General features: G+C 58.2%; 19 protein-coding genes. 13 read left to right on the top strand and 6 right to left on the bottom strand.

The window, feature by feature from the left end; genetic code table 11:
- Positions 1-16 precede the first annotated feature (16 nt).
- Positions 17-457: a universal stress protein gene (locus tag ACYZTS_RS23280; protein ID WP_461992343.1), complete on the bottom strand. Its 441-nt coding sequence runs from the start codon at positions 455-457 to the stop codon at positions 17-19.
- A 104-nt stretch (positions 458-561) separates the two neighbouring features.
- On the opposite strand from ACYZTS_RS23280, the gene ACYZTS_RS23275 reads away from it, so the two are divergent.
- From ACYZTS_RS23275 to ACYZTS_RS23245, 7 genes are all read left to right on the top strand, one after another.
- Complete coding sequence (locus ACYZTS_RS23275) at positions 562-999, top strand: hypothetical protein (RefSeq protein WP_461992341.1); 438 nt, start codon at positions 562-564, stop codon at positions 997-999.
- A gap of 669 nt (positions 1,000-1,668) precedes the next feature.
- Positions 1,669-3,816, top strand: coding sequence for a fatty acid oxidation complex subunit alpha FadB (gene fadB, locus ACYZTS_RS23270; protein WP_028621960.1), 2,148 nt, complete (start codon positions 1,669-1,671; stop codon positions 3,814-3,816).
- 29 nt (positions 3,817-3,845) lie between these two features.
- Complete coding sequence (fadA, locus tag ACYZTS_RS23265) at positions 3,846-5,021, top strand: acetyl-CoA C-acyltransferase FadA (RefSeq protein ID WP_007944141.1); 1,176 nt, start codon at positions 3,846-3,848, stop codon at positions 5,019-5,021.
- Between the two features lie 99 nt (positions 5,022-5,120).
- Positions 5,121-5,357 (top strand): DUF1653 domain-containing protein, encoded by a 237-nt coding sequence (locus ACYZTS_RS23260; RefSeq protein WP_461992339.1) that lies wholly within the window; start codon positions 5,121-5,123, stop codon positions 5,355-5,357.
- 114 nt (positions 5,358-5,471) lie between these two features.
- Positions 5,472-8,102: a type I DNA topoisomerase gene (gene topA / locus ACYZTS_RS23255; protein ID WP_461992338.1), complete on the top strand. Its 2,631-nt coding sequence runs from the start codon at positions 5,472-5,474 to the stop codon at positions 8,100-8,102.
- Between the two features lie 195 nt (positions 8,103-8,297).
- Positions 8,298-8,822 (top strand): DUF6586 family protein, encoded by a 525-nt coding sequence (locus ACYZTS_RS23250; protein ID WP_461992336.1) that lies wholly within the window; start codon positions 8,298-8,300, stop codon positions 8,820-8,822.
- A gap of 153 nt (positions 8,823-8,975) precedes the next feature.
- Complete coding sequence (locus ACYZTS_RS23245) at positions 8,976-9,209, top strand: hypothetical protein (protein ID WP_150582097.1); 234 nt, start codon at positions 8,976-8,978, stop codon at positions 9,207-9,209.
- 84 nt (positions 9,210-9,293) lie between these two features.
- Here ACYZTS_RS23245 and sulA read toward each other — a convergent pair whose 3' ends face one another.
- Positions 9,294-9,767 carry an SOS-induced cell division inhibitor SulA gene (gene sulA, locus ACYZTS_RS23240; RefSeq protein ID WP_028621955.1) on the bottom strand — a complete coding sequence of 158 codons (474 nt, stop codon included), beginning with the start codon at positions 9,765-9,767 and terminating at the stop codon, positions 9,294-9,296.
- Between the two features lie 10 nt (positions 9,768-9,777).
- Positions 9,778-10,386, bottom strand: coding sequence for a transcriptional repressor LexA (lexA, locus tag ACYZTS_RS23235; RefSeq protein WP_028621954.1), 609 nt, complete (start codon positions 10,384-10,386; stop codon positions 9,778-9,780).
- Between the two features lie 230 nt (positions 10,387-10,616).
- Here lexA and ACYZTS_RS23230 point away from each other — a divergent pair, with 230 nt between their 5' ends.
- The 3 genes from ACYZTS_RS23230 (at position 10,617) to ACYZTS_RS23220 (ending at position 13,243) form a co-directional block, all read left to right on the top strand.
- Positions 10,617-11,324, top strand: coding sequence for a TetR/AcrR family transcriptional regulator (locus ACYZTS_RS23230; protein WP_461992332.1), 708 nt, complete (start codon positions 10,617-10,619; stop codon positions 11,322-11,324).
- A 170-nt stretch (positions 11,325-11,494) separates the two neighbouring features.
- Positions 11,495-12,493, top strand: a complete 999-nt coding sequence (gene nagZ / locus ACYZTS_RS23225; RefSeq protein ID WP_177326955.1) for a beta-N-acetylhexosaminidase — start codon at positions 11,495-11,497, stop codon at positions 12,491-12,493.
- A 12-nt stretch (positions 12,494-12,505) separates the two neighbouring features.
- Positions 12,506-13,243, top strand: coding sequence for an S-methyl-5'-thioinosine phosphorylase (locus ACYZTS_RS23220; protein WP_028621951.1), 738 nt, complete (start codon positions 12,506-12,508; stop codon positions 13,241-13,243).
- A gap of 142 nt (positions 13,244-13,385) precedes the next feature.
- Here the strand turns inward: ACYZTS_RS23220 and ACYZTS_RS23215 are convergent, their stop codons facing one another.
- From ACYZTS_RS23215 to mfd, 3 genes are read right to left on the bottom strand one after another with little or no spacing between them, the layout of a single operon-like run.
- On the bottom strand, positions 13,386-16,079 hold the full coding sequence (locus ACYZTS_RS23215; RefSeq protein ID WP_461992330.1) for an SNF2-related protein: 2,694 nt from the start codon (positions 16,077-16,079) through the stop codon (positions 13,386-13,388).
- Between the two features lie 11 nt (positions 16,080-16,090).
- Entirely contained in the window at positions 16,091-16,657 is a 567-nt protein-coding gene (locus ACYZTS_RS23210; protein WP_461992328.1) for a CsiV family protein, read from the bottom strand.
- Between the two features lie 10 nt (positions 16,658-16,667).
- Positions 16,668-20,117, bottom strand: a complete 3,450-nt coding sequence (gene mfd, locus ACYZTS_RS23205) for a transcription-repair coupling factor (RefSeq protein WP_461992326.1) — start codon at positions 20,115-20,117, stop codon at positions 16,668-16,670.
- 379 nt (positions 20,118-20,496) lie between these two features.
- On the opposite strand from mfd, the gene ACYZTS_RS23200 reads away from it, so the two are divergent.
- The 3 genes from ACYZTS_RS23200 to sthA all read left to right on the top strand — a co-directional run bounded on the left by ACYZTS_RS23200 (position 20,497) and on the right by sthA (position 24,634).
- Positions 20,497-21,945 carry a glyceraldehyde-3-phosphate dehydrogenase gene (locus ACYZTS_RS23200; protein ID WP_028621947.1) on the top strand — a complete coding sequence of 483 codons (1,449 nt, stop codon included), beginning with the start codon at positions 20,497-20,499 and terminating at the stop codon, positions 21,943-21,945.
- A gap of 109 nt (positions 21,946-22,054) precedes the next feature.
- The gene (locus ACYZTS_RS23195; protein WP_461996523.1) at positions 22,055-23,053 is read left to right on the top strand and encodes an FAD:protein FMN transferase; all 999 of its coding nucleotides are present in this window, start codon (positions 22,055-22,057) and stop codon (positions 23,051-23,053) included.
- 186 nt (positions 23,054-23,239) lie between these two features.
- Positions 23,240-24,634 carry a Si-specific NAD(P)(+) transhydrogenase gene (gene sthA / locus ACYZTS_RS23190; RefSeq protein ID WP_028621945.1) on the top strand — a complete coding sequence of 465 codons (1,395 nt, stop codon included), beginning with the start codon at positions 23,240-23,242 and terminating at the stop codon, positions 24,632-24,634.
- The last annotated feature ends 40 nt before the right edge of the window (positions 24,635-24,674 follow it).

The following is a 24,674-nucleotide window of genomic DNA, read 5'->3' as shown; positions in this document are numbered from 1 at the left end:
TTGGTCAGTGATTTTTTCAGTTTTTGTTGGCCAGGCGTACCGCCAACACATCGCAAGGCGCACCATGCAGCACGTCGTTGGCAGTGGAGCCCAGCAGCAATGCCAGACCATGGCGGCCATGGCTACCCACCACGATCATGTCGCAGCCTTGCTCTTTGGCCAGGTGATGAATCTCCTGGCGCGGCTGGCCGTAGGTCAGGTGGCTGAACTCTTTCGAGAGTTCAGGATACTTGATCATCAGCCGTTCAAGGCGCTCCTTGGCCTGATCGAATTGCTGCTGCTGCAACTGCGAAAGGTCCATTGGCACGTCGCCACCAAAGGCCATGGCCATAGGTTCGACGATGTGCACCAGGGACAACTTCGCTCCATTGCTCACTGACAATTCGCGAGCGCGGTGGATTACAGGATCGCACTCTTCGGTTAGATCTACAGCGACCAGAATATGGTGGTAGGGCATGAGGTGCTCCTCCTGAGGATTGCAATGTTGGTAAGTATGGCTTGTTTCGGGCGCGTTGGTTTCAAGCTGAGCCGAAGCGCACATGAAAAATCGGGAGTACAGATATGACGGTCTGGATAGTGGTGTCAATCCTGCTGGTGGTTTTGAGTCCACTGGCGTGGTTGCGTCCATCCCGTGGACAGAGCGGGCGCATGGCTTTGCGCATGGAAGCCCGACGCATCGGATTGGCCATGCAGTTAGCGCCGCAGGACTGGCCGCACTGGCTGAGCCAGGAGCCGCCTAGCCCTTGCGCGCAATATCATCGGCCGCGTCGTGGCACTCAGCCGGCGTGCTGGAGTTACTGGCAGAAATCGCCCGGCGTGTGGGTCAATCAGTGGCAGGAACCGTGTGAGAATCCGACGCTTCTGAATCATTTCGAAAAATTGCCAGAGAACGTCTACAAGGTCGAAGCGGACAAGCAGATGATCACCTTGTATTGGGGCGAGAAGGGCGAAGCGGCGGTTTTGCAGCAAATCGATACGACCCTCAAAGCCCTCGCCTGAGCCCTGAACCGCGAACTTCTGTAGCAGCTGCCGAGCCTGCGAGGCTGCGTCCGGCGACGAAGTCGTCGTAAAATCGTGCCTGCGGTACGGCTGTGAGACATGGGCGCCTTGTCTTACGACGGCTTCGCCGCCGAACGCAGCCTCGCAGGCTCGGCAGCTGCTACAGGAGGTGGCGTGCTCTCAGGCAATAAAAAGCCCGACATTCATCGTCGGGCCGGGTTGGCCAGGCAGGCCGGAAACTTCATTTGGCAACTCTTCGCACAGCGTTCGCTGAACGTTGAATCCCTCGCCAAGTCCCAACAGCGTAGCGTCTCGAACAGAAGCTGCCGCGGATTAGGGCGAATTTTCTAACTATTGATTCTATGAATAGCCGCACATGCACCCGTATGTTTTGAGTATGGGCGGTATGAAAGTGACCGGAAAGTCTACTTTCATCCCCTATTTTGGGCGATTGACAATTGTCAGGATTTCCCTGAAGGTGACGTACCCGAATCAAACGGGCGTATGAATTGAGCGTTTGCCTGTAATAACGTTCCTACAGAATCCCGACTATCGCGTTGGCGGGTGTGCCGGGTGGATGGGCGTAGCATCGACGATAAGCGTCCCTGCCAAGCCCTTCGCCTGCGTCCGACGTGTACTGTTCAGCTTCCATATCGTGGAGATCAGTTGATGATTTACGAAGGTAAAGCCATCACGGTTAAAGCTCTTGAGAGTGGCATCGTCGAATTGCAATTCGACCTCAAGGGTGAGTCCGTCAACAAGTTCAACCGTCTAACCCTGAACGAACTCCGTCAGGCGGTAGACACCATCAAGGCAGATGCTTCGATCAAGGGTGTGATCGTCAGCAGTGGCAAGGACGTGTTCATCGTCGGCGCCGACATCACCGAATTTGTCGAGAACTTCAAGCTGCCTGATGCCGAGCTGGTTGCTGGCAATCTGGAAGCCAACAAGATTTTCAGCGACTTCGAAGACTTGAACGTCCCGACGGTCGCCGCGATCAACGGCATCGCCCTCGGTGGCGGTCTGGAAATGTGCCTGGCGGCGGATTACCGCGTCATGTCCGCCAGTGCCAAAATCGGCCTGCCGGAAGTCAAACTGGGCATCTACCCTGGCTTTGGCGGTACCGTTCGTCTGCCACGTCTGATCGGTGCCGACAATGCGATCGAATGGATCGCTTCCGGCAAGGAAAACCGTCCTGAAGACGCGCTGAAAGTGGGCGCAGTGGACGCAGTGGTCGCACCTGAAAAATTGCAGGAAGCGGCCCTGGAACTGGTCAAGCGCGCCATCTCCGGCGAGTTTGACTATAAGGCCAAGCGTCAGCCGAAGCTGGAAAAGCTGAAACTGAACGCAATCGAACAGATGATGGCTTTCGAAACCGCCAAAGGTTTCGTTGCAGGCCAGGCCGGCCCTAACTACCCGGCGCCCGTGGAAGCGATCAAGACCATTCAGAAAGCGGCGAACTTCGGTCGCGACAAAGCGCTGGAAGTCGAAGCGAACGGTTTCGTCAAACTGGCGAAGACTTCTGCAGCGCAGAGCTTGATCGGTCTGTTCCTGAACGATCAGGAACTGAAGAAAAAGGCCAAGGCCTACGACGAAATCGCCAAGGACGTGAAGCAGGCTGCCGTACTCGGCGCCGGCATCATGGGCGGCGGTATTGCGTATCAGTCGGCGTCCAAAGGCACGCCGATCCTGATGAAAGACATCAACGAGCACGGCATCGAGCAAGGTCTGGCTGAAGCCGCCAAGCTGTTGGTCGGTCGCGTTGATAAAGGCCGCATGACCCCGGCGAAAATGGCTGAAGTCCTCAACGGTATCCGTCCAACCCTGTCCTACGGCGACTTCGGTCATGTGGATCTGGTGGTCGAGGCTGTCGTCGAGAACCCGAAGGTCAAGCAGGCCGTACTGGCTGAAGTCGAAGACAAGGTCAAAGAGGACACCATCCTCGCGTCCAACACCTCGACCATTTCCATCACCTTGCTGGCGAAAGCCCTCAAGCGTCCGGAAAACTTCGTCGGCATGCACTTCTTCAACCCGGTGCACATGATGCCGCTGGTGGAAGTGATCCGTGGCGAGAAGTCCAGTGAGCTGGCCGTTGCCACCACCGTTGCCTACGCAAAGAAAATGGGCAAGAACCCGATCGTCGTCAATGACTGCCCGGGCTTCCTGGTCAACCGCGTGCTGTTCCCTTACTTCGGCGGTTTCGCCAGGCTGGTCAGCGCTGGTGTCGACTTCGTCCGCATTGACAAAGTCATGGAAAAATTCGGCTGGCCTATGGGCCCGGCGTACCTGATGGACGTAGTCGGCATCGACACCGGTCACCACGGTCGTGACGTAATGGCTGAAGGCTTCCCGGACCGCATGAAGGACGACCGTCGTTCGGCCATCGACGTGCTCTACGAAGCCAAGCGCCTGGGCCAGAAGAACGGCAAGGGCTTCTACGCTTACGAGACCGACAAGAAGGGCAAGCAGAAGAAAGTCGCCGATCCGTCGGTACTGGAAGTGCTCAAGCCGATCGTTTACGAACAGCGCGACGTCACTGACGAAGACATCATCAACTGGATGATGATCCCGCTGTGCCTGGAAACCGTACGTTGCCTGGAAGACGGCATCGTCGAGACCGCAGCCGAGGCCGACATGGGTCTGGTCTACGGTATTGGTTTCCCTCCATTCCGTGGCGGTGCGCTGCGTTACATCGACTCGATCGGTGTGGCAGAGTTCGTTGCCCTGGCTGACCAGTACGCTGATTTGGGCGCGCTGTACCACCCGACCGCGAAGCTGCGTGAAATGGCCAAGAACGGCCAGAGCTTCTTCGGTTAAGCGCCCCCAACTAGAGTGAGAGTGACTATATGAGCTTGAATCCTAGAGACGTCGTGATTGTCGACTTCGGTCGTACTCCGATGGGCCGCTCCAAGGGCGGCATGCATCGCAACACCCGCGCCGAAGACATGTCGGCGCACCTGATCAGCAAATTGCTGGAACGTAACGTCAAGGTCGACCCTAACGAAGTTGAAGACGTGATCTGGGGCTGTGTGAATCAGACCCTGGAACAGGGCTGGAACATCGCCCGCATGGCGTCGCTGATGACTCAGATCCCGCACACAGCTGCCGGCCAGACCGTCAGCCGCCTGTGTGGTTCTTCGATGAGTGCCTTGCACACTGCCGCGCAAGCGATCATGACCGGCAACGGTGATGTGTTCGTCGTCGGCGGCGTCGAGCACATGGGCCATGTGAGCATGATGCACGGTGTCGATCCGAACCCGCACATGTCGCTGTACGCGGCGAAAGCCTCGGGCATGATGGGCCTGACCGCAGAAATGCTGGGCAAAATGCACGGCATCACTCGCGAACAGCAGGACGCTTTCGGCGTGCGCTCCCACCAGCTCGCTCACAAGGCGACCCTGGAAGGCAAGTTCAAAGACGAAATCATCCCGATGCAGGGCTATGACGAGAACGGTTTCCTGAAACTGTTCGATTACGACGAAACCATTCGTCCGGAAACCACCCTGGAAAGCCTGGCGGCATTGAAGCCAGCGTTCAATCCAAAGGGCGGCACCGTGACGGCCGGCACTTCCTCGCAGATCACTGATGGTGCTTCGTGCATGATCGTGATGTCGGCGCAACGCGCTCAGGATCTGGGCATCCAGCCGATGGCAGTGATTCGCTCGATGGCAGTGGCAGGTGTGGACCCGGCAATCATGGGCTATGGTCCAGTACCGGCGACACAGAAAGCACTCAAGCGCGCGGGCCTCGGCATCAACGATATCGACTTCTTCGAGCTCAACGAAGCTTTCGCTGCACAGGCTTTGCCAGTGCTGAAAGATCTGAAAGTGCTCGACAAGATGAACGAGAAGGTTAACCTGCACGGCGGCGCAATCGCCCTGGGTCACCCTTTCGGTTGCTCCGGTGCACGTATCTCCGGCACATTGTTGAACGTGATGAAGCAGAATGGCGGCACCTTCGGGGTAGCTACCATGTGCATTGGTCTCGGCCAAGGCATCTCCACCGTCTTCGAACGCGTTTAAGCGTTCCGTTGATGGAAGCCGGGGCCAAGTGCCCCGGTTTTTGTTTTTCTGGATTTATTTTGTTTTTATTTTTGCAAAGAGTTGAGAGAGGGCCAAACCATGCCGATACAACCTGGGCTCTACCAACATTACAAAGGTCCGCAATACCGCGTATTCAGCATCGCGCGGCATTCGGAGACCGAAGAAGAAGTGGTCTTCTACCAAGCCCTGTATGGCGATTACGGCTTTTGGGTGCGTCCCTTGAGCATGTTCATGGAGTCGGTCGAAGTTGACGGCGAACAGGTGCCGCGCTTTGCTCTGGTGCAGGCCGAACCGAGCCTTTTTTCCAAGCCATAAGCTGAGTGCGCGCTGAACCCTGCGCTTGACCTCATCTTGTAGCCACTATATATAGCGGTGCCGCGTCAGGCGCCAACCGCCTTTCACTTCTAGAATTCAGGAATTTTCTGATCCATGGGCAAATCGCTGGTCATTGTGGAATCCCCGGCTAAGGCCAAGACCATCAACAAGTATCTGGGCAACCAATACGTGGTGAAGTCGAGTATCGGCCATATCCGAGACCTGCCCACCAGCGGTTCGGCTAGCGCCAGCAAAGAGCCCGCTGCCAAGCGTGGCAAGGCCGCCGCAGGTGAGGGTCCGGTACTCACGCCCAAAGAGAAAGCGCGCAAGCAGCTGGTCTCACGCATGGGTGTCGATCCCGATCATGGCTGGAAAGCCAAGTACGAGATCCTTCCTGGCAAGGAAAAGGTCATCGAAGAGCTGCGCCGGCTCGCCAAGGATGCTGACACCATCTATCTCGCAACCGACTTGGATCGCGAGGGGGAAGCCATTGCCTGGCACCTGCGCGAAGCCATCGGTGGTGACGACAGCCGCTACAAGCGCGTGGTGTTCAACGAGATCACCAAGAAAGCCATTCAGGAAGCGTTCTCCAAACCTGGCGAGCTGGACATCAACCGTGTCAACGCTCAACAGGCGCGCCGTTTCCTCGATCGTGTGGTGGGTTACATGGTTTCGCCGCTGCTGTGGGCGAAAATTGCCCGTGGCTTGTCTGCCGGCCGCGTGCAATCGGTTGCCGTTAAGCTGGTGGTGGATCGTGAGCGCGAAATTCGCGCGTTTATCCCTGAAGAATACTGGGAGATTCACGCCGATCTGGGCACGGCCAAAGGCGCCACCGTGCGCTTCGATGTCGCCCGTGAAAAAGGCGAGGCCTTCAAGCCGCTGAACGAAGCGCAGGCCATGGCCGCGCTGGAAAAGCTCAAGGCTTCCAGCTACAGCATCGTCAAGCGTGAAGACAAACCGACCAGCAGCAAGCCGTCGGCGCCGTTCATCACGTCCACCCTGCAACAGGCTGCAAGCAATCGCCTGGGCTTTGGCGTGAAGAAAACCATGATGATGGCCCAGCGTTTGTACGAAGCTGGCTACATCACCTACATGCGTACTGACTCCACCAACCTCTCGGCCGATGCCGTGACGATGGCGCGCTCTTATATTGAAGAGCAATTCGGCAAGAAGTACCTGCCGGAAAATCCGAACGTCTATAGCAGCAAGGAAGGCGCACAAGAGGCTCACGAAGCAATTCGTCCGTCCGATGCCAACACCGAGCCAAGCAAGCTGTCGGGCATGGAGCGTGATGCCGAGCGCCTCTACGAGCTGATCTGGCGCCAGTTCCTCGCCTGCCAGATGCTGCCGGCGCAATACCTGTCGACCACTGTGACCGTGGGTGCTGGCGATTTCGATTTGCGCGCCAAGGGCCGCATCCTCAAATTCGACGGCTACACCCGTGTGATGCCGCAGATCGCCAAGCCGGGCGACGATGACGTGCTGCCGGACATGGCCCAGGGCGACGTGATGAAGCTGATCAAGCTTGATCCGACCCAGCACTTCACCAAGCCGCCGGCTCGTTATTCGGAAGCGAGCCTGGTCAAGGAAATGGAGAAACGCGGCATCGGTCGTCCTTCGACTTATGCGGCAATCATTTCGACCATCCAGGACCGCGGCTATGTGGCGTTGCACAACCGGCGCTTCTATTCCGAGAAGATGGGCGACATCGTCACCGAGCGTCTGTCCGAGAGCTTCTCCAATCTTATGGATTACGGCTTCACGGCCGGCATGGAAGAGAACCTCGATGACGTGGCTCAGGGTGAGCGCGACTGGAAAAACGTGCTTGATGAGTTCTACGGCGACTTCAAGAAAAAGCTCGAAGTAGCCGAAAGTCCGGACAGCGGCATGCGTGCCAACCAGCCGGTCATGACTGACATTCCATGCCTGACGTGCGGCCGCCCGATGCAGATCCGTACTGCCTCGACCGGTGTGTTCCTCGGTTGCTCGGGTTACAGCCTGCCGCCGAAAGAACGCTGCAAAGCTACGGTCAATCTGGTTCCGGGCGACGAAATCGCCGCGGACGATGAGGGCGAATCGGAATCCCTGGTTCTGCGAGGCAAACATCGCTGTCCGATCTGCAGCACGGCGATGGATGCTTATTTGCTCGACGAGAAACGCAAACTGCACATCTGCGGTAATAACCCGGATTGCGCAGGGTACGAAATCGAAGAGGGAAGCTATCGCATCAAAGGCTATGAAGGTCCAAGCCTGGAGTGCGACAAGTGCGGCAGCGAGATGCAGCTCAAGACCGGCCGTTTCGGCAAATTCTTTGGCTGCACCAACCCGACGTGCAAGAACACCCGCAAGCTGCTGAAAAGCGGTGATGCGGCGCCGCCGAAGATGGACCCGGTGAAGATGCCTGAGCTGAAATGCGAAAAGGTCAACGACACCTACATCCTGCGCGACGGTGCTTCGGGTCTATTCCTGGCTGCGAGTCAATTCCCGAAAAACCGCGAGACCCGTGCTCCGCTGGTCATGGAAATTGTGCCGCACAAGGACGAGATCGATCCGAAGTATCACTTCCTTTGCGAAGCGCCGAAGAAGGACCCGGATGGTCTGCCAGCGGTAATTCGCTACAGCCGCAAGACCAAAGAGCAGTACGTGCAGACTGAAGTCGACGGTAAGCCGACTGGCTGGAAAGCGTACTACGACGGTGGGAAGTGGACAGTGGAAGACAAGCGTCCGGCGAAAGCCAAGGCGTAACTGCTTGCGGCGCGTGCCTGGATGGGCGCGCCGTCGTCAGGTTCTTTGCGAGCAAGCCCGCTTCTACATAAAAGGCCGCCTGAAACCCTCTAGGTTTTCAGGCGGCCTTTTTGTTTTTTGCTTGCGGCAGGCGCAGGTGATCCACGACACTGTCCGACTTGCCTGAGCGCTTATTTCGTTGTGGAGGCTGCCGTCATGGCCCACGAACTCTATACCCGTACCAATCAGAAAATCTATTTCGCCGGTCTTTCGCTGGAAGCGCTCGCCAAAGCTCAAGAGGGTGGGGCAATGAACGCGCTGGCGCTGATTCAGGCCAATCGCGAATCGGCGCTGTTTCATCTTTACGGTGCGCTGCTGGGGTTGTGCCATGAGATTGCCGGCTTCTATCGTTTGCCTCAAGCCAACGCACCGCGGGCGGAGATGCTGCTCACGCGAGAAGTGCTCGATGCCATCGCTATTCCTGAAATGGCCGAAATGGTCGAGTTGGTGCAGAACCCGGAAACATGGTTGGCAAGATTGCTGTCGTCCCATGCTGCTCTGTTTCAGCCTCCGCGCGTACCTCATAAACCCAAGGGTGATGTGACACAGCCGCTGATCCAGGCCGTGAACCTGGACGAAAAAGCAGTGCCGCAAGAGCTGACTCGGGAAGAGCTTGAGAGCTGGCGTCAGAGCCTGAAAAGTCTGGCAATCCGTTTTCGCGAAGGCCTGAGCGAGAGCTAAGGCTGTAAAACTCAGGTGGGAAACCTGATCCTCTGTCAATTCAGGGACGGGTGCTGTCAGAAATGTCGCTTCGAGTAGGCATCTGGTCAAGATCCCGAGCGAAGCCTGGCTGATGCCTATATAATCGCCGCCTTTCGTGGAGATCCGACCTTTATGCCAACGTCCTTTCTAGAAATTGTCGAGTTACCAGACGGCCGTATCGAGCTGCGCAGAGCCGAGGACGAAGGTTCTCTGGTCACTTTGGATTTCTCCGAGGATGCCAAGGCTTTCCTGCAGGGTCAGCACGTGGAGGTCGCAAAGGCGATGCTGAGCGTCGGCGTTCAGATGGCGGGGCGCCTGGTTGAGGGTGACTTCACCACTGATGAAAGTTCTCGGGTTCTTCACTGATCCCGTTCATCGTTTTGGTTTGATCCCGTTTCCGACCGGCTTCTCTTCCTTGGAGAAGCCCTGCGCATTAAATGCGCACTCTGTTTAACCTAATCGAATGTTCAGGCTTTGTGCGTCGCCGGTACGGGCTGCAGTGATCAGTTGTTGCCGCGATGCCGTAGTCAGTGGGTTCAACCAACTTACAACGGTGTGGCTACGGCCTAAACGTAGCGCCTCGCACGTTAGCTGCTGTGCGCTTTGGGTGCCACGGGGTTGCAGCAGCAGGATGCGTTCACGGTTCAACCCGGCATCCCGTAGCCAGGCTTGCGTAACGCTGGCCGGCGGCGCGATCAACGTCAGCCATCGTGCATCCTGATCCTGGCTCAACTCCCGCAGTACAGGTGCAAGAAGGTTGAGGCAATTCCCGGCCGCACCTCGTAGCGACAATTCGCTGAAAACATCCGGTTCAGCGCTCCAGGGCGCCTTGACCACATCTTCCAGAATCGGCGCCATCGGCTGCACCATGAATGCCTCGAACAACGGCAGTTGGGCTTGCTGTGAGGTGTGTGGGAACTGCATAAAGCCTCCTTTAGCGGCGAATGACGCCAACGCTCAAGCCTTCAATCACCAGTTCCTGATCTTTCAGGTTTACTTCGATAGGGGCAAATTCAGGGTTTTCGGCCATCAACCAGACCTTGCTGCCGTCTCGCTTGAAGCGCTTGACGGTGACTTCGTCGCCGATGCGCGCCACCACAATCTGGCCATTGCGGGCTTCACGAGTCGTGTGAACGGCCAGCAGGTCGCCATCAAAAATGCCTACGTCCTTCATGCTCATGCCATGCACGCGCAGCAGATAGTCGGCGCGCGGATGGAAGAAGGCCGGATTGATGTTGCAGGACTCTTCAATGTGTTGCTGGGCAAGAATCGGTGCACCGGCGGCCACTCGGCCAATGATCGGTAGCGTCGAGTCGTCCGCCTTGGCTTCAAAGCCGGGGATGCGAATACCGCGGGACGCACCCGGCGTCATCTCGATTGCGCCCTTGCGGGCCAGTGCTTTCAAGTGTTCTTCAGCCGCGTTGGGCGACTTGAATCCCAGTTCCTGAGCGATTTCCGCACGGGTCGGCGGATAGCCGTTGTCTTCGAGGCAGCGTTTGATGAAGGCCAGAATCTCTGCTTGGCGTGGCGTCAGCTTTAGCATATTGATCGCTCTGTCTTTTTATACAGTGACTGGGATTATATACAGTAGAAAGCTCTTGGCAATGCCCCTTTTTTCATTCGGCGCCGGACGGTCAATCCAGCGGCTGATTAACAACGTCGAGTTGTGTGGTTAAATAGCTGACCGACCATTCCCAAAACGGACCGGCAGGCTTGACAAGGGCTGGGCTGAAAACGTATGTTTCAAACAAGTGTTTGTCAGGCGGAGTAGCCATGGCCCAGTCGGAAACCGTTGAACGCATTCTCGATGCTGCAGAACAGCTGTTCGCGGAAAAAGGATTCGCTGAAACCTCTTTGCGTCTGATCACCAGCAAAGCTGGGGTCAATCTGGCTGCGGTGAATTATCACTTCGGCTCGAAGAAGGCTCTGATCCAGGCGGTCTTCTCGCGTTTCCTGGGGCCGTTCTGTCTGAGTCTCGATAAAGAGCTTGAGCGCCGTCAGGCCAAACCCGAAAACAAACCGTCCCTCGAAGAGCTGCTTGAAATCCTCGTCGAGCAAGCGCTCGTGGTGCAGCCACGCAGCGGCAACGACCTGTCTATTTTCATGCGTTTGCTCGGACTCGCTTTCAGTCAGAGTCAGGGTCACCTGCGCCGTTATCTCGAAGACATGTATGGCAAGGTGTTCCGCCGTTACATGATGCTTGTCAATGAAGCTGCCCCGCGTATCCCGCCTATCGAGCTGTTCTGGCGCGTGCACTTCATGCTTGGAGCCGCCGCGTTCAGCATGTCGGGCATCAAAGCACTGCGGGCCATTGCCGAGACTGATTTCGGCGTCAACACGTCCATTGAACAAGTCATGCGTCTGATGGTGCCATTCCTGGCTGCCGGCATGCGTGCCGAAACCGGCGTGACCGACACGGCGATGGCCACCGCGCAACTTCGACCACGTAGCAAATCGACACCGATTGCCGCCAAGGTTTGACTGCGCACGGGTGGGCGCAGCAGCTGACATCCGTTAAGCTAGCCGCCCATGCCGACTCTCGTTCTGAACCCGCTTCCCACTGATATTGCCGACCTGCCGGGTACAACCCATGGCGGAGCAAGCGTGCGAACCGGTCTTTTTGTTTTCAAGGAATTCTTATGACTGCTGGCCTGCAAGGCTCGTTGATGGTGGACGTCGCCGGTACCTGGCTGACGGCCGAAGATCGCCAATTATTGCGCCAGCCTGAAGTCGGCGGCCTGATCATCTTTGCCCGCAACATCGAGCACCCGCGTCAGGTTCGTGAACTGAGTGCCGCCATCCGCGCCATTCGCCCGGATCTGTTGCTGGCGGTGGACCAGGAGGGCGGTCGGGTTCAGCGTCTGCGGCAAGGCTTCGTTCGCCTGCCGGCCATGCGCGCCATCGCTGACAACCCGAACGCTGAATATTTGGCCGAGCAATGCGGCTGGATCATGGCAACCGAGGTATTGGCCGTTGGCCTCGACCTGAGCTTCGCGCCGGTGCTGGACCTCGATTACCAGCGCAGTGCCGTAGTCGGCACCCGCTCGTTCGAAGGCGACCCGCAACGCGCCGCGCTGCTGGCGGGTGCGTTTATCCGCGGGATGTACGGTGCTGGCATGGCCGCCACCGGCAAACACTTTCCGGGGCACGGTTGGGCCGAAGCAGATTCGCACGTGGCGATCCCCAACGACGAACGCAGTCTCGACGAGATTCGCGCCAACGACCTGGTTCCCTTCGCGAAATTGAGCAAGCAATTGGCCGCGGTCATGCCTGCTCACGTTATTTACCCGCAAGTCGATTCACAGCCCGCCGGTTTCTCCCGGCGCTGGTTGCAGGACATCCTGCGCGGCGAATTGCAGTTCGACGGGGTTATCTTCAGCGACGATTTGTCCATGGCCGGCGCCCACGTGGTCGGCGATGCTGCCAGCCGTATCGAAGCCGCACTGACGGCCGGCTGTGACATGGGGCTGGTGTGTAACGATCGCGCGGCAGCCGAGCTCGCCTTGAGCGCGGCGCAGCGCCTGAAAGTCCGACCTTCCGAACGCATTGCGCGAATGCGCGGGCAGTCGTATGCCGGCACTGAATACCGTCAGGACCCACGTTGGCTGACGGCCATCGGTGCGCTCAAAGACGCCCAACTGATTGAATAAGGACTTTACGTTATGACGGTTTACGCGATTATCGGTGGCACCGGCCTGACTCAACTCGAAGGCCTGAGCATTCGCCAGTCACTGGCGGTTGATACTCCTTACGGCGCGCCTTCTGCCGATGTGCAGATCGGGGAATACGCCGGCAAGGAAGTGCTGTTCCTGGCACGCCACGGCCATCCGCACCGCTTTCCACCGCATCAGGTGAATTATCGCGCCAATCTCTGGGCGTTGAAGCAAGCGGGTGCGCAAGCCATTCTGGCAGTCAATGCCGTTGGCGGCATTCACTCGGCGATGGGCACCGGACATTTCTGCGTCCCGCATCAGTTGATCGATTACACAAGTGGTCGTGAACACACCTATTTCGCCAGCGACCTGGAACACGTCACGCACATCGATTTCAGTTTTCCTTACAGCGAACCGCTGCGCCAGCAGTTGATTGCGGCGCTGGCGGCTGAGGGCGTCGCTTACAGCGATCAGGGCGTGTACGCCTGCACCCAAGGTCCGCGTCTGGAAACCGTAGCTGAAATCGCGAAACTGGAACGTGATGGCTGCGATATCGTCGGCATGACCGGCATGCCGGAAGCGGCACTGGCCCGCGAGCTGGAACTGGATTACGCCTGTCTCGCGCTGGTGGTGAACCCGGCGGCGGGCAAGACCACGGCTGTGATCACCATGGCCGAGATCGAGCAGGCGTTGCTTGAGGGAATGGGCAAGGTGAAGTCGACATTGGCGCGGGTGCTTAAGGGCTGAGCCTCACTTTCATCGGGTTGACGCCTTCGCGAGCAAGCCCGCTCCCACATTTGGCCTGTGCTGTACACAAATGTATGAACACAGGAAATCAAGGGTGGGAGCGGGCTTGCCCGCGAAGGCGGTCTACCCGGCGCTGAAGACCTCAGCGCTTCTCCAGCTTGTCCGGCAACGGCGCGAACAACGCTTCAATATCATCACTCTGCAACTTCCAGTCTCCAGCCGAGCGTCCATCCAGCACGCCCGCCGCCAGGTCGGATTTTTCCTTCTGCAGATGCTGAATCTTCTCTTCCACCGTGCCGCGAGCAATCAGCTTGTACACAAACACCGGTTTCTCCTGCCCGATGCGATAGGCGCGGTCGGTGGCCTGGTTTTCAGTCGCCGGGTTCCACCACGGGTCGTAGTGAATCACCGTGTCTGCCTCGGTCAGGTTCAAACCTACGCCGCCAGCCTTCAAGCTGATCAGAAAGATCTGACGCTTGCCGCTCTGGAATTCTTTCACCGGCGTGCGTCGGTCACGGGTCTGTCCCGTCAAAATCGCGTAGGCCACCCCGCGTTTGGTCAATTCGATCTCGATCAGCGACAACATTGAAGTGAACTGTGAAAACAGCAGAACCCGGCGACCTTCCTCGAACAACTCCTCAAGCATTTCCATCAGGCTATCAAGCTTGCCCGAGGTGCTGCCCTTGGGTGGCAGTGCAGCATCGTTGACCAAGCGTAAATCGCAGCACACCTGGCGCAATTTCAGTAATGCTTCGAGAATGATGATCTGACTGCGGGCCACGCCTTTGCGGGTGATTTCGTCGCGGACTTTCTTGTCCATTGCCAATCGCATGGTTTCATACACATCGCGTTGGGCTTCGTTGAGTTCCACCCAATGGATGATCTCGGTTTTCGGCGGCAGCTCGGTGGCCACTTGCTCTTTGGTCCTGCGCAACAAAAACGGTTTTATCCGACCGTTGAGGTGTTGAAGTCTGACTTCGCTGCCGCGCTTTTCAATGGGTACGCGGTAATCGCGGTTGAAACTTTTGACGTCGCCGAGCCAGCCCGGCAACAGAAAGTGAAACAGCGACCACAGTTCGCCCAAGTGATTTTCCAGCGGCGTGCCGCTGAGGCACAAACGTTGGCGCGCGTTAAGTTCGCGGGCAGCCTGGGCGGCTTTGCTGTTCGGATTCTTGATGTACTGCGCTTCGTCCAGAACCAGTACATGCAATGGCTGCGCGGCCAGTCGCTCGACGTCTTTGGGCAGCAGCGCATAGGTGGTCAGGATCAGGTCGTAGTCTGCGAGGTGCTCGAAGTGCTTTTTGCGCCCGGCGCCATACAGCGCAAGCACCTTAAGCTGCGGCGTGAAGTGTGCCGCTTCGTCCAGCCAATTGGGGATCAGACTGGTGGGCATCACCACCATGCACGGCCGGTCCAGGCGTCCAGCGTCTTTCTCGATGAGAATGTGCGCCAGGGTTTGCAGGGTTTTTCCCAAGCCCATGTCATCCGCGAGAATGCCGCCGACCTCCAGTTGGCGCAGTGACTGCATCCAGCTCAACCCCTCCAGCTGATACGGACGCAAGGTCGCGTTCAAACCTTCGGGGGCGACCGCCGTGTAATCGCGAATGTCCCGCAGGCGCTGGGCGAAGGTGCGGATCTGCTCACCACCTTCCCAAAGCAGCGGCATGTCTTCCAGCGGGTTCAAGCGAATGGCATCAGCCTTGCTCAGGCGCAGCGTCGTCTCGCCGGGGTCTTGCAGATAAAACTCACCGAGGGTCGCAAGTACCGGCTTCAGGCGACCGAGGGGCAGGGCGACTTGCAGCGGGCCGTGCTCAGAGTTCGGGCGATTGGGGATGTTCACCAGAATCAGCTCGTCGTCGCGGCGTCGGGCGAGGCGTTCAGGGTTGAGGATTTCGGTGTGGGAGCGCATCAGGTTGAGCAGGATCGGCAGCAGGCTGAGGCGCTCGCCGTTGACGATGATCCCCAGTTCCAGATCAAACCAGTCACGTTCCGGTACCTGTTCTACGGTGGCGTACCAATCGTCAACGGCGGTCAGGTCGAAACCGAAATCCTCATCAATCTGCAGCTCCCAATTCTGGGCGCGCAGCTTCGGCAGTTCATTGAGGGTAAAGGTTAGCCAGGCGCTGTCATTGACCATCTCATAGAGTTCGCCCGCGCTTTCCGGCAAGGCCTTGCTTTGCCGGGTGGCGATCTTGAAGCCGAGGATTCTTAACTGTTCCCTGTAAGCCTGTTCGACTTCCGGATGACGTTTTATCCGCAGCGTCTGGGTTTCCTGGCGAATCAGCACGTCAGTGTTTTTCTGTCCGCTGACGTACTCATCCAGATAGCTGAAGGACAGCGCCGCACGATGCTGGATGTAGCGTTGCATCTTGCCGTTGCGCGGCTCAAAGGCGCTGAACGCGATACTCGCCAGCCACAGGCGCGGTATCGGCTGGACGTTTTCAACCAGCACCTGAGGCGACGCTTTCGGCCCGCGGTTTTCCAGAACGGCCTGAAGTTTTTCCAGCAGTTCGGCGTCCTGTGCGGCGGCAGGATAAGCCAGGGTTTCCTGAACTTTCAGCAGTACGGCCGCACAATGCTTGCAGTTGCTGCGGACCGGACAGGTGCAGGTTGCATCGACCATCAGCAGGGTGGCTTTGGCTGACTCGCGCAGGCGAATGGTCTGACGGTAAACGTTACCGCCGGAGCCTTCGCAAGCCGCCGTAATCGTGGCGTCTGCAACCTCGACAATTCTGACGCGATTCTCCAGCGCGTAGCGGCGGCCACGTTCCAGACTCTGTTCCTTGAATCGGCTGACCCAGGAAGGTGCGAGGGGTTTGCTCAGGGTCGCAGGCATAGGGACTTCAATCAGTCCGGAATTTCTTCGGGGACTGGGCGAGGTGCCGGTGCGGTCAGCGATGTGATCTTGATCAGCAGACCCAAGTGACCATTGTCGAGAAAATTAAGCTGGCCATTCTTGGTGTGGCTTTCCTGCTTCAAGCGTTCGCTGGCGGTGACCATGCCATTGGCATCGATTTGATTGACCCAGAAATCCGCATCGACGTCGGTGAAGCGTCCCAGCTTCAAACTCAGGGTGCCCTCGATCGGGAATTGGCCGAACTGCTCGGCGCCTTCACTGATCGCGACCTTGCTGACTTCTTCGCCGAGATTCTGCTGCCAGGCTTTATGCAGCAATACCGTGTATTCACTGCTCGCCGTCAGCTTTTCAACTTCCGGGTTGAGGCTCGGTGTGCGCAAGCTGTCGGCGCTGAGGCGTTGCGCCCCGGCAGCCCAGTCTTCTGGCGCGGCTCGGCTGACAATGGCCGGTACGGCATTCTGGCGGACCAGAATCATTTCAACCTGATACAGATCGTCGGCAAATGCCGCAGGGGTGACCAGGGTCATCAGCAACGTCAGCGTGTGAAACAGGCGCATGCGGCGTCCTTCAAGCAATTTTCGGAATGAGGCGCTCGAACAGCGCCTCTACAGTATTAAAGCGCTCTTCCGAGCGTTCCATCGGCACCTGGAATTTAAACATCGTCGCGCCTTCGAATTTGTAACGCTTCGGCTGGCTCTGGATGAGTTTGATCAGGGTCAGCGGGTCCACCGGCGTCTGCGCGGCGAACTCGATTCGGCCACCTTGCGGGCCTCCGTCGACTTTCTTGATGCCCAGTATTTCGGCCTGCAGCTTCAGCGCAGTAATCCGCATCAGGTTTTTGGTCGGCTCGGGCAGCAGGCCGAAACGGTCGATCATCTCGACCTGCAGGTCCTTGAGACCTTCCTCGTCCGTGGCCGAGGCAATGCGTTTGTACAGAATCAGGCGTGCATGTACATCCGGCAAATAATCTTCAGGGATCAATGCCGGAACGCGCAGATTGACTTCCGGTCCGCCACCCAATGGTTGATCGAGGTTAGGCTGCTCGCCTTTGCGGATCGACTTCACCGCACGCTCGAGCATTTCCATGTACAGCGTGAAACCGACAGCTTGAATCTGCCCGCTCTGGCCGTCGCCCAGCAACTCGCCGGCGCCACGGATTTCCAGGTCGTTGGTGGCGAGCACGAAGCCCGCGCCGAGGTCCTGAGTATTGGCAATCGCTTCCAGACGCTTTTCCGCATCGGCAGTGATCTGCTGGCGCGGCGGCGTCAACAGGTACGCATAGGCCTGGTGGTGGCTGCGACCGACCCGGCCACGCAACTGGTGCAGCTGCGCCAGACCGAATTTGTCGGCGCGCTCGATGATGATGGTGTTGGCGCTCGGCACGTCGATGCCGGTCTCGATGATGGTCGAGGCGATCAGCACGTTGAAGCGCTTGTGGTAGAAGTCGCTCATCACCTGTTCGAGATCGCGTTCACGCATCTGCCCGTGGCCGATGCCGATCCGCGCTTCCGGTACCAGTTCAGCGAGGTCGGCGGCGCATTTCTCGATAGTCTTCACGTCGTTGTGCAGGTAGTAGACCTGCCCGCCGCGCAACAACTCACGCAACAGCGCTTCCTTGACCGTGCTTTTGTTCTGCTCCATGACGAAGGTCCGCACCGACAGACGACGCGCCGGCGGTGTGGCGATGATCGACAGGTCACGCATGCCCGACACTGCCATGTTCAGCGTGCGCGGAATCGGCGTGGCGGTCAGGGTCAGGATGTCGACTTCGCTGCGCAGGGCTTTCAGTTGTTCTTTCTGTCGGACGCCGAAGCGGTGCTCTTCGTCGATGATGACCAGCCCGAGGTTTTTGATCTTGACGTCGTCCTGCAGCAACTTGTGCGTGCCGATGACGATGTCGATCTTGCCCTCGGCGAGGTTGGCGACGGCGGCATTCACTTCCTTGGTCGACTTGAAACGGCTCATCACTTCCACGGTCACAGGCCAGTCGGCGAAGCGGTCGCGGAAGCTGTTGTAATGTTGTTGGGCGAGGAGGGTGGTCGGCACCAGAATCGCCACCTGGCGGCCACCGTGCACGGCAATGAATGCTGCGCGCATGGCCACTTCGGTCTTGCCGAAACCAACGTCGCCGCAGACCAGTCGATCCATTGGTTTGGGCGCGAGCATGTCGGCACGCACGGCTTCGATGGTGGTTTGCTGGTCCGGAGTTTCTTCGAACGGGAAGCCGGCGCTGAACGTCGCGTAATCGGCTTTCGGATCGGCGAAGGCGTAACCTTCGCGAGCGGCGCGGCGCGCATAGATGTCGAGCAATTCGGCGGCGACATCGCGCACTTGCTCAGCCGCTTTGCGCTTGGCTTTTTGCCAGGTTTCGGAACCAAGGCGGTGCAATGGGGCCAAGGCGTCGTCGCTGCCGGTGTAGCGGGCGATCAGGTGCAGGTTGGCCACTGGCACGTAAAGCTTGGCGTTTTCGGCGTATTCGAGGGTCAGGAATTCCGCGGCCTGGTTATCGATTTCCAGGATGGTCAGCCCGAGATAACGGCCTACGCCATGATCGATGTGCACCACCGGCGCGCCTTCGCGCAGCTCGGTGAGGTTTTTGATCACGGCATCATTATTGGCGTCGGTGCGTTTTTCGCGGCGACGGCGCTGCATCACGCGCTGCCCGAACAACGGGCTCTCGGCAATCAGCGCCAGGGCTGGATCGTCCAGGACCAATCCTTCGTCAAGCGGTGCGATGGTAATCGCCAGGCGCTCTTTGCTGGTGACGAAATCCGGCCAGCTGTCGACAGTCTTCGGTCGTAGTTTCAGGCGTTCGAGCAACTCCAGCAGCACTTCTCGACGGCCCGCGGACTCGGCGGTGAACAGCACGCGGCCGGGGAACTCATCGAGGAAACCGGCCAGCGCCGCCAATGGCTGGGTCGCCTTGGCTTCGATGGCCAGGTCCGGCAAAGCGCGAGCCGGAAAACGTTCACGACCGACGCCAGTTTCCACGTCCTGCTGGCTGGCGACCACGCGCGGCCAGTTTTTCAGACGGGCAAAACAGTCTTCCACCGGCAGGAACAGCTCGGCGGGTGGCAATAAAGGACGTGCGGGGTCGACGCGTCGCTCTTCGTAACGGTTGCGCACGTCGTTCCAGAAATTTTCCGCCGCTTGTTCGATGCCTGGCAGGGAGAACACTTGCGTGTCCTGTGGAAGGTAATCGAACAGCGTCGACGTTTCATCGAAGAACAGCGGCAGGTAATACTCGATGCCGGCGGGGGTAATCCCGCTGCTCAGGTCCTGGAAGATCGGGCAGCGCCGGAAGTCGACATCGAAGCGTTCGCGGAAGCGCGCCTTGAAGCGCGTAACCGCATCCTTCTGCAGCGGAAACTCACGCGCCGGCAACAGCCGAACGGTCTCCACTTTTTCGATGGACCGCTGGTTTTCCGGATCGAATGTGCGCAGCGTTTCGATTTCGTCGTCGAACAAATCGATGCGGTAGGGCAGTTTGCTGCCCATCGGGAACAGGTCGATCAGCGAGCCGCGCACGGTAAATTCGCCGTGTTCGTACACCGTGTCGACATAACGGTAACCGCTGGCTTCAAGTCGGGTGCGCATTTGTTCGACGTCGAGCTTCTGCCCGATATCCAGCACCAGACTGCTGCCGAGAAGGAATTTGGTCGGCGCCAGTCTGTGCAAGGCGGTGGTGATCGGCACCACCAGCACGCCATGGCTCAGCTCCGGCAATCTGTATAAGGCTGCGATGCGCTGGGAAATGATGTCCTGATGTGGCGAGAACAGGTCGTAGGGCAGGGTTTCCCAGTCCGGGAAATGCAGCACCGGCAAATCCGGGGCGAAGAAACCCAGCTCCTGCTCGAGTCGCTCGGCGCTCTGGCTGTCAGCGGTCAGCAGCAGGGTAAAGCGCTTGGCAGCACTGGCTGCCTCGGCGATGGCCAGGCTCAAGGCGGCACCGGGCAGGTTGCCCCAATGCTGTTTACCTGCCGCAGCAGGGAGTAGCGGTAGACGCAGAACGGGCACGGAAGGTTGAGCTCCAAGCGTTGCGACAAAGTCGGTAATTGTAACGGCCCCGGGTGCCGCCTGTCAGTTGCAGACTGTGTCTAATACGCACGTCGGGTGAAATGTAGTGGTAAAGACAAAATCCCGCGGTTTTTTGTTCAAAAATGATGAATATGTAGTGGCAAAACCACCATGTGTTACGGAGGGTTACGGACACTGTGGTGTGTTGTTCAAAAAATTGACTATCCCGCAGCCCCCGGGTTTACTGGGCTGGAGCGAAGCGTAAATTTTTTGAACAGGAAAATGTTACCGTTCGCGCGACAGGTGCGCATTGCTACGAGGAACACTCGGCGGCATAATGTAGCCCCTTTTTTCTGCCCCTACATAGTGGAAGGTTCCCGTGACTCAGAAGCCCGACCAGTGTCTTGGTGAATGGATCGACCGTGAAGCACTCGCAGAAGCGATGATTCCGCTTATCGGTCAGCTCTACCGCAATAACAACGTGGTGAGCTCGATCTATGGCCGCAGCCTGATCAACCGTTCAGTCATTGCGATTCTCAAAGCTCACCGCTTTGCTCGTCACCGCCAGTCCGATGACAGCGAATTGTCCGTCCACGAAACATTTCCGCTGCTGAAGGCCATGAGCGAACTCAAGCTCGGCGCTGCTTCGGTAGACCTGGGCAAGCTGGCCGTCAAGTTCAAGGCCGAAGCCAATGGCCGTAACGCCGAGCAGTTCGTTCGTGAAGAACTGGCTGACGTCGTTGGCCAGCAAAACGTCAACGCTCGCAAGGGCACCGACGTTGTCCTCTACGGTTTCGGTCGTATCGGCCGTCTGCTGGCACGTATCCTGATCGAGAAAACCGGTGGCGGCGACGGCCTGCGTCTGCGCGCCATTGTCGTGCGCAAGGGTGCCGAAAACGATCTGGTCAAGCGCGCAAGCCTGCTGCGCCGTGACTCGGTGCATGGCCCGTTCGATGGCACCATCACCATCGACGAAGCCAACAACACCATCACCGCCAACGGTAACCTGATCCAGGTTATCTACGCGAAAAATCCTACCGAAGTGGACTACACCCAGTACGGCATCAAAGATGCGCTGCTGGTGGACAACACCGGTGTATGGCGTGATGCCGACGGTCTGGGCCAGCACCTGGCCTGCCCGGGCATTGATCGCGTTGTCCTGACTGCGCCTGGCAAAGGCAAGCTGAAGAACATCGTTCACGGTATCAACCACGGCGAAATCACTGCTGACGACAAGATCGTTTCCGCGGCGTCCTGCACTACCAACGCCATCGTGCCGGTGCTGAAGGCTGTCAACGACAAGTTTGGCATCGTCAACGGTCACGTTGAGACGGTTCACTCGTACACCAACGACCAGAACCTGATCGACAACTTCCACAAGGGCGATCGCCGTGGCCGTAGCGCCGCGCTGAACATGGTCATCACCGAAACCGGTGCTGCCACCGCTGCTGCCAAGGCATTGCCTGAACTGGCCGGCAAGCTGACCGGTAACGCGATTCGCGTTCCGACGCCGAACGTGTCGATGGCCATTCTCAACCTGAACCTTGAGAAAGCCGCCACCCGTGAAGAGATGAACGAGTACCTGCGCTACATGGCGCTGCACTCCGATCTGCATAAGCAAATCGACTACGTCAATTCGCAGGAAGTGGTTTCTACCGACTTCGTTGGCTCGCGTCACGCCGGTGTTGTCGATGCCGAAGCAACCATCTGCCAGGATAACCGCGTTGTTCTGTACGTTTGGTACGACAACGAATTCGGCTACAGCTGCCAGGTAGTTCGCGTGATGGAAGACATGGCCGATGTAAATCCGCCTGCATTCCCGCGCTAAGCTTTAATGGTAAATGAGAGCGCCCCGACTTAGGTCGGGGCGTTTTTGTTTGGGTCAGTGGCGTTTTCAGGAGCATGCATTTTTGATTCGATGGACGATTGTTTTCCCGATGCTGTGCGCTGCATTGTCCGGCTGCGGCAATGGCGACTCCATGGAAAACTTCAGCGGCCCGACCATGGGCAGCACTTATTCCATCAAATACTTGCGCCACGCCGATCTTCCCGCTGCCAAGGGTATCCAGCGCGAGGTCGAGCAGATCCTTGCCGACGTCGAGCGGCAAATGTCCACTTACCGCAGCGACTCGGACATCGCACGGTTTAACGCGTTGCCTGCGAACCGCTGTCAAAAAATGCCCGCGCCGGTGCTCGAATTAATCCGCGTCGGTCAATCTCTGTCAGAACAGAGCGAAGGCTCGTTTGACCTGACGGTAGAACCGCTGCTCGATCTCTGGGGTTTCGGCCCGCAGTCGCGTGGAGAAAATGTTCCGGACCCGCGGGCGCAGGCCGACGTGCGGCAACGTGTCGGTTACCGCCACTTGCGAATCGATAAAGACCGGTTATGCAAAGACGCCGCTGTCGAAGTTGATTTCAACAGCATCGCCGCCGGTTATGCCGTCGACAGCATCGCCGCCAGGCTCCAGGCGCTCGGCATTCAAAACTACCTTGCTGAAGTGACTGGCGAACTCAAGGCTGCGGGCAAAAAGCTCGACGGTTCAGCCTGGAAGATTGCCTTGGAGGAACCCCGGGATGATCAGCAAGTGGCTCAGCGCATCCTCAGCGTCGATGGCTACGCCGTTTCCACCTCCGGCGCCTACCGCCACTATTTCGTGCAAGGTGGCAGGCGTTATTCCCACGCCATTGATGCGCACACCGGCGCGCCGGTCCTGCACACACTGGCGTCGGTCACGGTGCTTCATCCTTCAGCGTTGATGGCCGATGGGCTGTCGACCCTGTTGCTGATTCTGGGTCCTGAACGGGGTTGGGACTATGCCCAGCGCCATGACATCGGTGCATTTTTTGTGATACGTGCCGATACAGGTTTCATCGTTCGCGCAAACACGGCTTTCGAGCGCCTGGCGGGCAGGGGAAAACAGCAAACCGAGCATTGAAAACTGGCGTTGTAGCGCAGGCGAAAGTAGCCTACGACGCGACCAAGGGTTAATGTGCCCGGCGTTGACGCTTCTATAGACTGTGTCCGGGTTCTGCACTGACCCCAAATTGTTCCTTCACGCCGCAGATCGGCGTGATTTAGCCGCAGGTGCCGAGGGCGCCGCGGCCTGTTCTGAGGAGTACGCATGGCTGTCTACAACTACGACGTGGTGGTGTTGGGTTCCGGCCCCGCCGGAGAAGGCGCGGCAATGAATGCCGCCAAAGCAGGACGCAAGGTGGCGATGGTCGACAGCCGTCGTCAGGTCGGCGGCAACTGCACCCACTTGGGCACCATCCCGTCCAAGGCACTGCGTCACTCGGTCCGGCAGATCATGCAGTTCAACACCAACCCGATGTTCCGGGCGATTGGTGAGCCGCGCTGGTTCTCGTTTCCGGACGTGCTGAAAAGCGCTGAAAAAGTCATCTCCAAACAAGTCTCGTCGCGCACGGGTTACTACGCCCGTAACCGCGTTGACGTGTTTTTCGGCACCGGCAGTTTCGCCGACGAGCAAACCATCGAAGTGGTCTGCGCCAACGGTGTTGTCGAAAAGCTTGTGGCCAAGCACATCATCATTGCTACCGGTTCGCGCCCGTATCGTCCGGCCGACATCGATTTCCATCACCCGCGTATCTACGATAGCGACACCATCCTCAGCCTCGGCCACACCCCGCGCAAACTGATTGTTTATGGCGCCGGCGTCATCGGTTGCGAATACGCGTCGATCTTCAGTGGTTTGGGCGTACTGGTTGAATTGGTCGACAACCGTGGTCAGTTACTGAGCTTCCTCGACTCGGAAATTTCCCAGGCGTTGAGTTATCACTTCAGCAACAACAACATTACGGTCCGCCATAACGAAGACTACGACCGTGTTGAAGGCGTGGACAACGGCGTGATCCTGCACCTCAAGTCCGGCAAGAAGATCAAGGCCGACGCCTTGCTCTGGTGCAACGGTCGTACCGGCAACACGGATCAACTAGGTCTGGAAAACATCGGCGTCAAGGTCAACAGCCGTGGCCAGATCGAAGTCGACGAGGCTTACCGCACCTGCGTACCGAACATTTATGGTGCCGGTGACGTCATCGGCTGGCCGAGCCTGGCCAGCGCCGCCCACGACCAGGGTCGTTCTGCAGCGGGCAGCATTGTCGATAACAACAGCTGGCGTTTCGTGAATGATGTGCCGACCGGCATTTACACGATTCCGGAAATCAGCTCGATCGGCAAGAACGAGCAGGAATTGACTCAGGCCAAAGTGCCTTACGAAGTCGGCAAGGCGTTCTTCAAGAGCATGGCGCGCGCACAGATTGCCGGCGAGCCACAGGGCATGCTGAAGATCCTATTCCACCGCGAAACCCTGGAAGTGCTTGGCGTGCACTGCTTCGGTTATCAGGCGTCGGAGATCGTGCACATCGGTCAAGCGATCATGAACCAGCCGGGTGAATTGAACACGCTGAAGTATTTCGTCAACACGACGTTCAACTACCCGACCATGGCCGAAGCCTATCGGGTAGCGGCGTACGATGGCCTCAACCGGCTTTTTTGAGCGGCTCCGGCCGGTGGCCTGAGCCGGCCGGGGAGACCGA

Source organism: Pseudomonas sp. TMB3-21 (assembly GCF_054898145.1).
Note: the sequence above shows the minus strand (reverse complement) of the source record. Positions and strands in the feature narration are given on the sequence as shown.

Bases quoted from the DNA above. Each gene is read 5' to 3' on its own strand.
- ACYZTS_RS23280 (WP_461992343.1), bottom strand. From the start codon at position 457: ATGCCCTACCACCATATTCTGGTCGCTGTAGATCTAACCGAAGAGTGC.
- ACYZTS_RS23275 (WP_461992341.1), top strand. From the start codon at position 562: ATGACGGTCTGGATAGTGGTGTCAATCCTGCTGGTGGTTTTGAGTCCA.
- fadB (WP_028621960.1), top strand. From the start codon at position 1,669: ATGATTTACGAAGGTAAAGCCATCACGGTTAAAGCTCTTGAGAGTGGC.
- fadA (WP_007944141.1), top strand. From the start codon at position 3,846: ATGAGCTTGAATCCTAGAGACGTCGTGATTGTCGACTTCGGTCGTACT.
- ACYZTS_RS23260 (WP_461992339.1), top strand. From the start codon at position 5,121: ATGCCGATACAACCTGGGCTCTACCAACATTACAAAGGTCCGCAATAC.
- topA (WP_461992338.1), top strand. From the start codon at position 5,472: ATGGGCAAATCGCTGGTCATTGTGGAATCCCCGGCTAAGGCCAAGACC.
- ACYZTS_RS23250 (WP_461992336.1), top strand. From the start codon at position 8,298: ATGGCCCACGAACTCTATACCCGTACCAATCAGAAAATCTATTTCGCC.
- ACYZTS_RS23245 (WP_150582097.1), top strand. From the start codon at position 8,976: ATGCCAACGTCCTTTCTAGAAATTGTCGAGTTACCAGACGGCCGTATC.
- sulA (WP_028621955.1), bottom strand. From the start codon at position 9,767: ATGCAGTTCCCACACACCTCACAGCAAGCCCAACTGCCGTTGTTCGAG.
- lexA (WP_028621954.1), bottom strand. From the start codon at position 10,386: ATGCTAAAGCTGACGCCACGCCAAGCAGAGATTCTGGCCTTCATCAAA.
- ACYZTS_RS23230 (WP_461992332.1), top strand. From the start codon at position 10,617: ATGGCCCAGTCGGAAACCGTTGAACGCATTCTCGATGCTGCAGAACAG.
- ACYZTS_RS23220 (WP_028621951.1), top strand. From the start codon at position 12,506: ATGACGGTTTACGCGATTATCGGTGGCACCGGCCTGACTCAACTCGAA.
- ACYZTS_RS23215 (WP_461992330.1), bottom strand. From the start codon at position 16,079: ATGCCTGCGACCCTGAGCAAACCCCTCGCACCTTCCTGGGTCAGCCGA.
- ACYZTS_RS23210 (WP_461992328.1), bottom strand. From the start codon at position 16,657: ATGCGCCTGTTTCACACGCTGACGTTGCTGATGACCCTGGTCACCCCT.
- ACYZTS_RS23195 (WP_461996523.1), top strand. From the start codon at position 22,055: ATGCTGTGCGCTGCATTGTCCGGCTGCGGCAATGGCGACTCCATGGAA.
- sthA (WP_028621945.1), top strand. From the start codon at position 23,240: ATGGCTGTCTACAACTACGACGTGGTGGTGTTGGGTTCCGGCCCCGCC.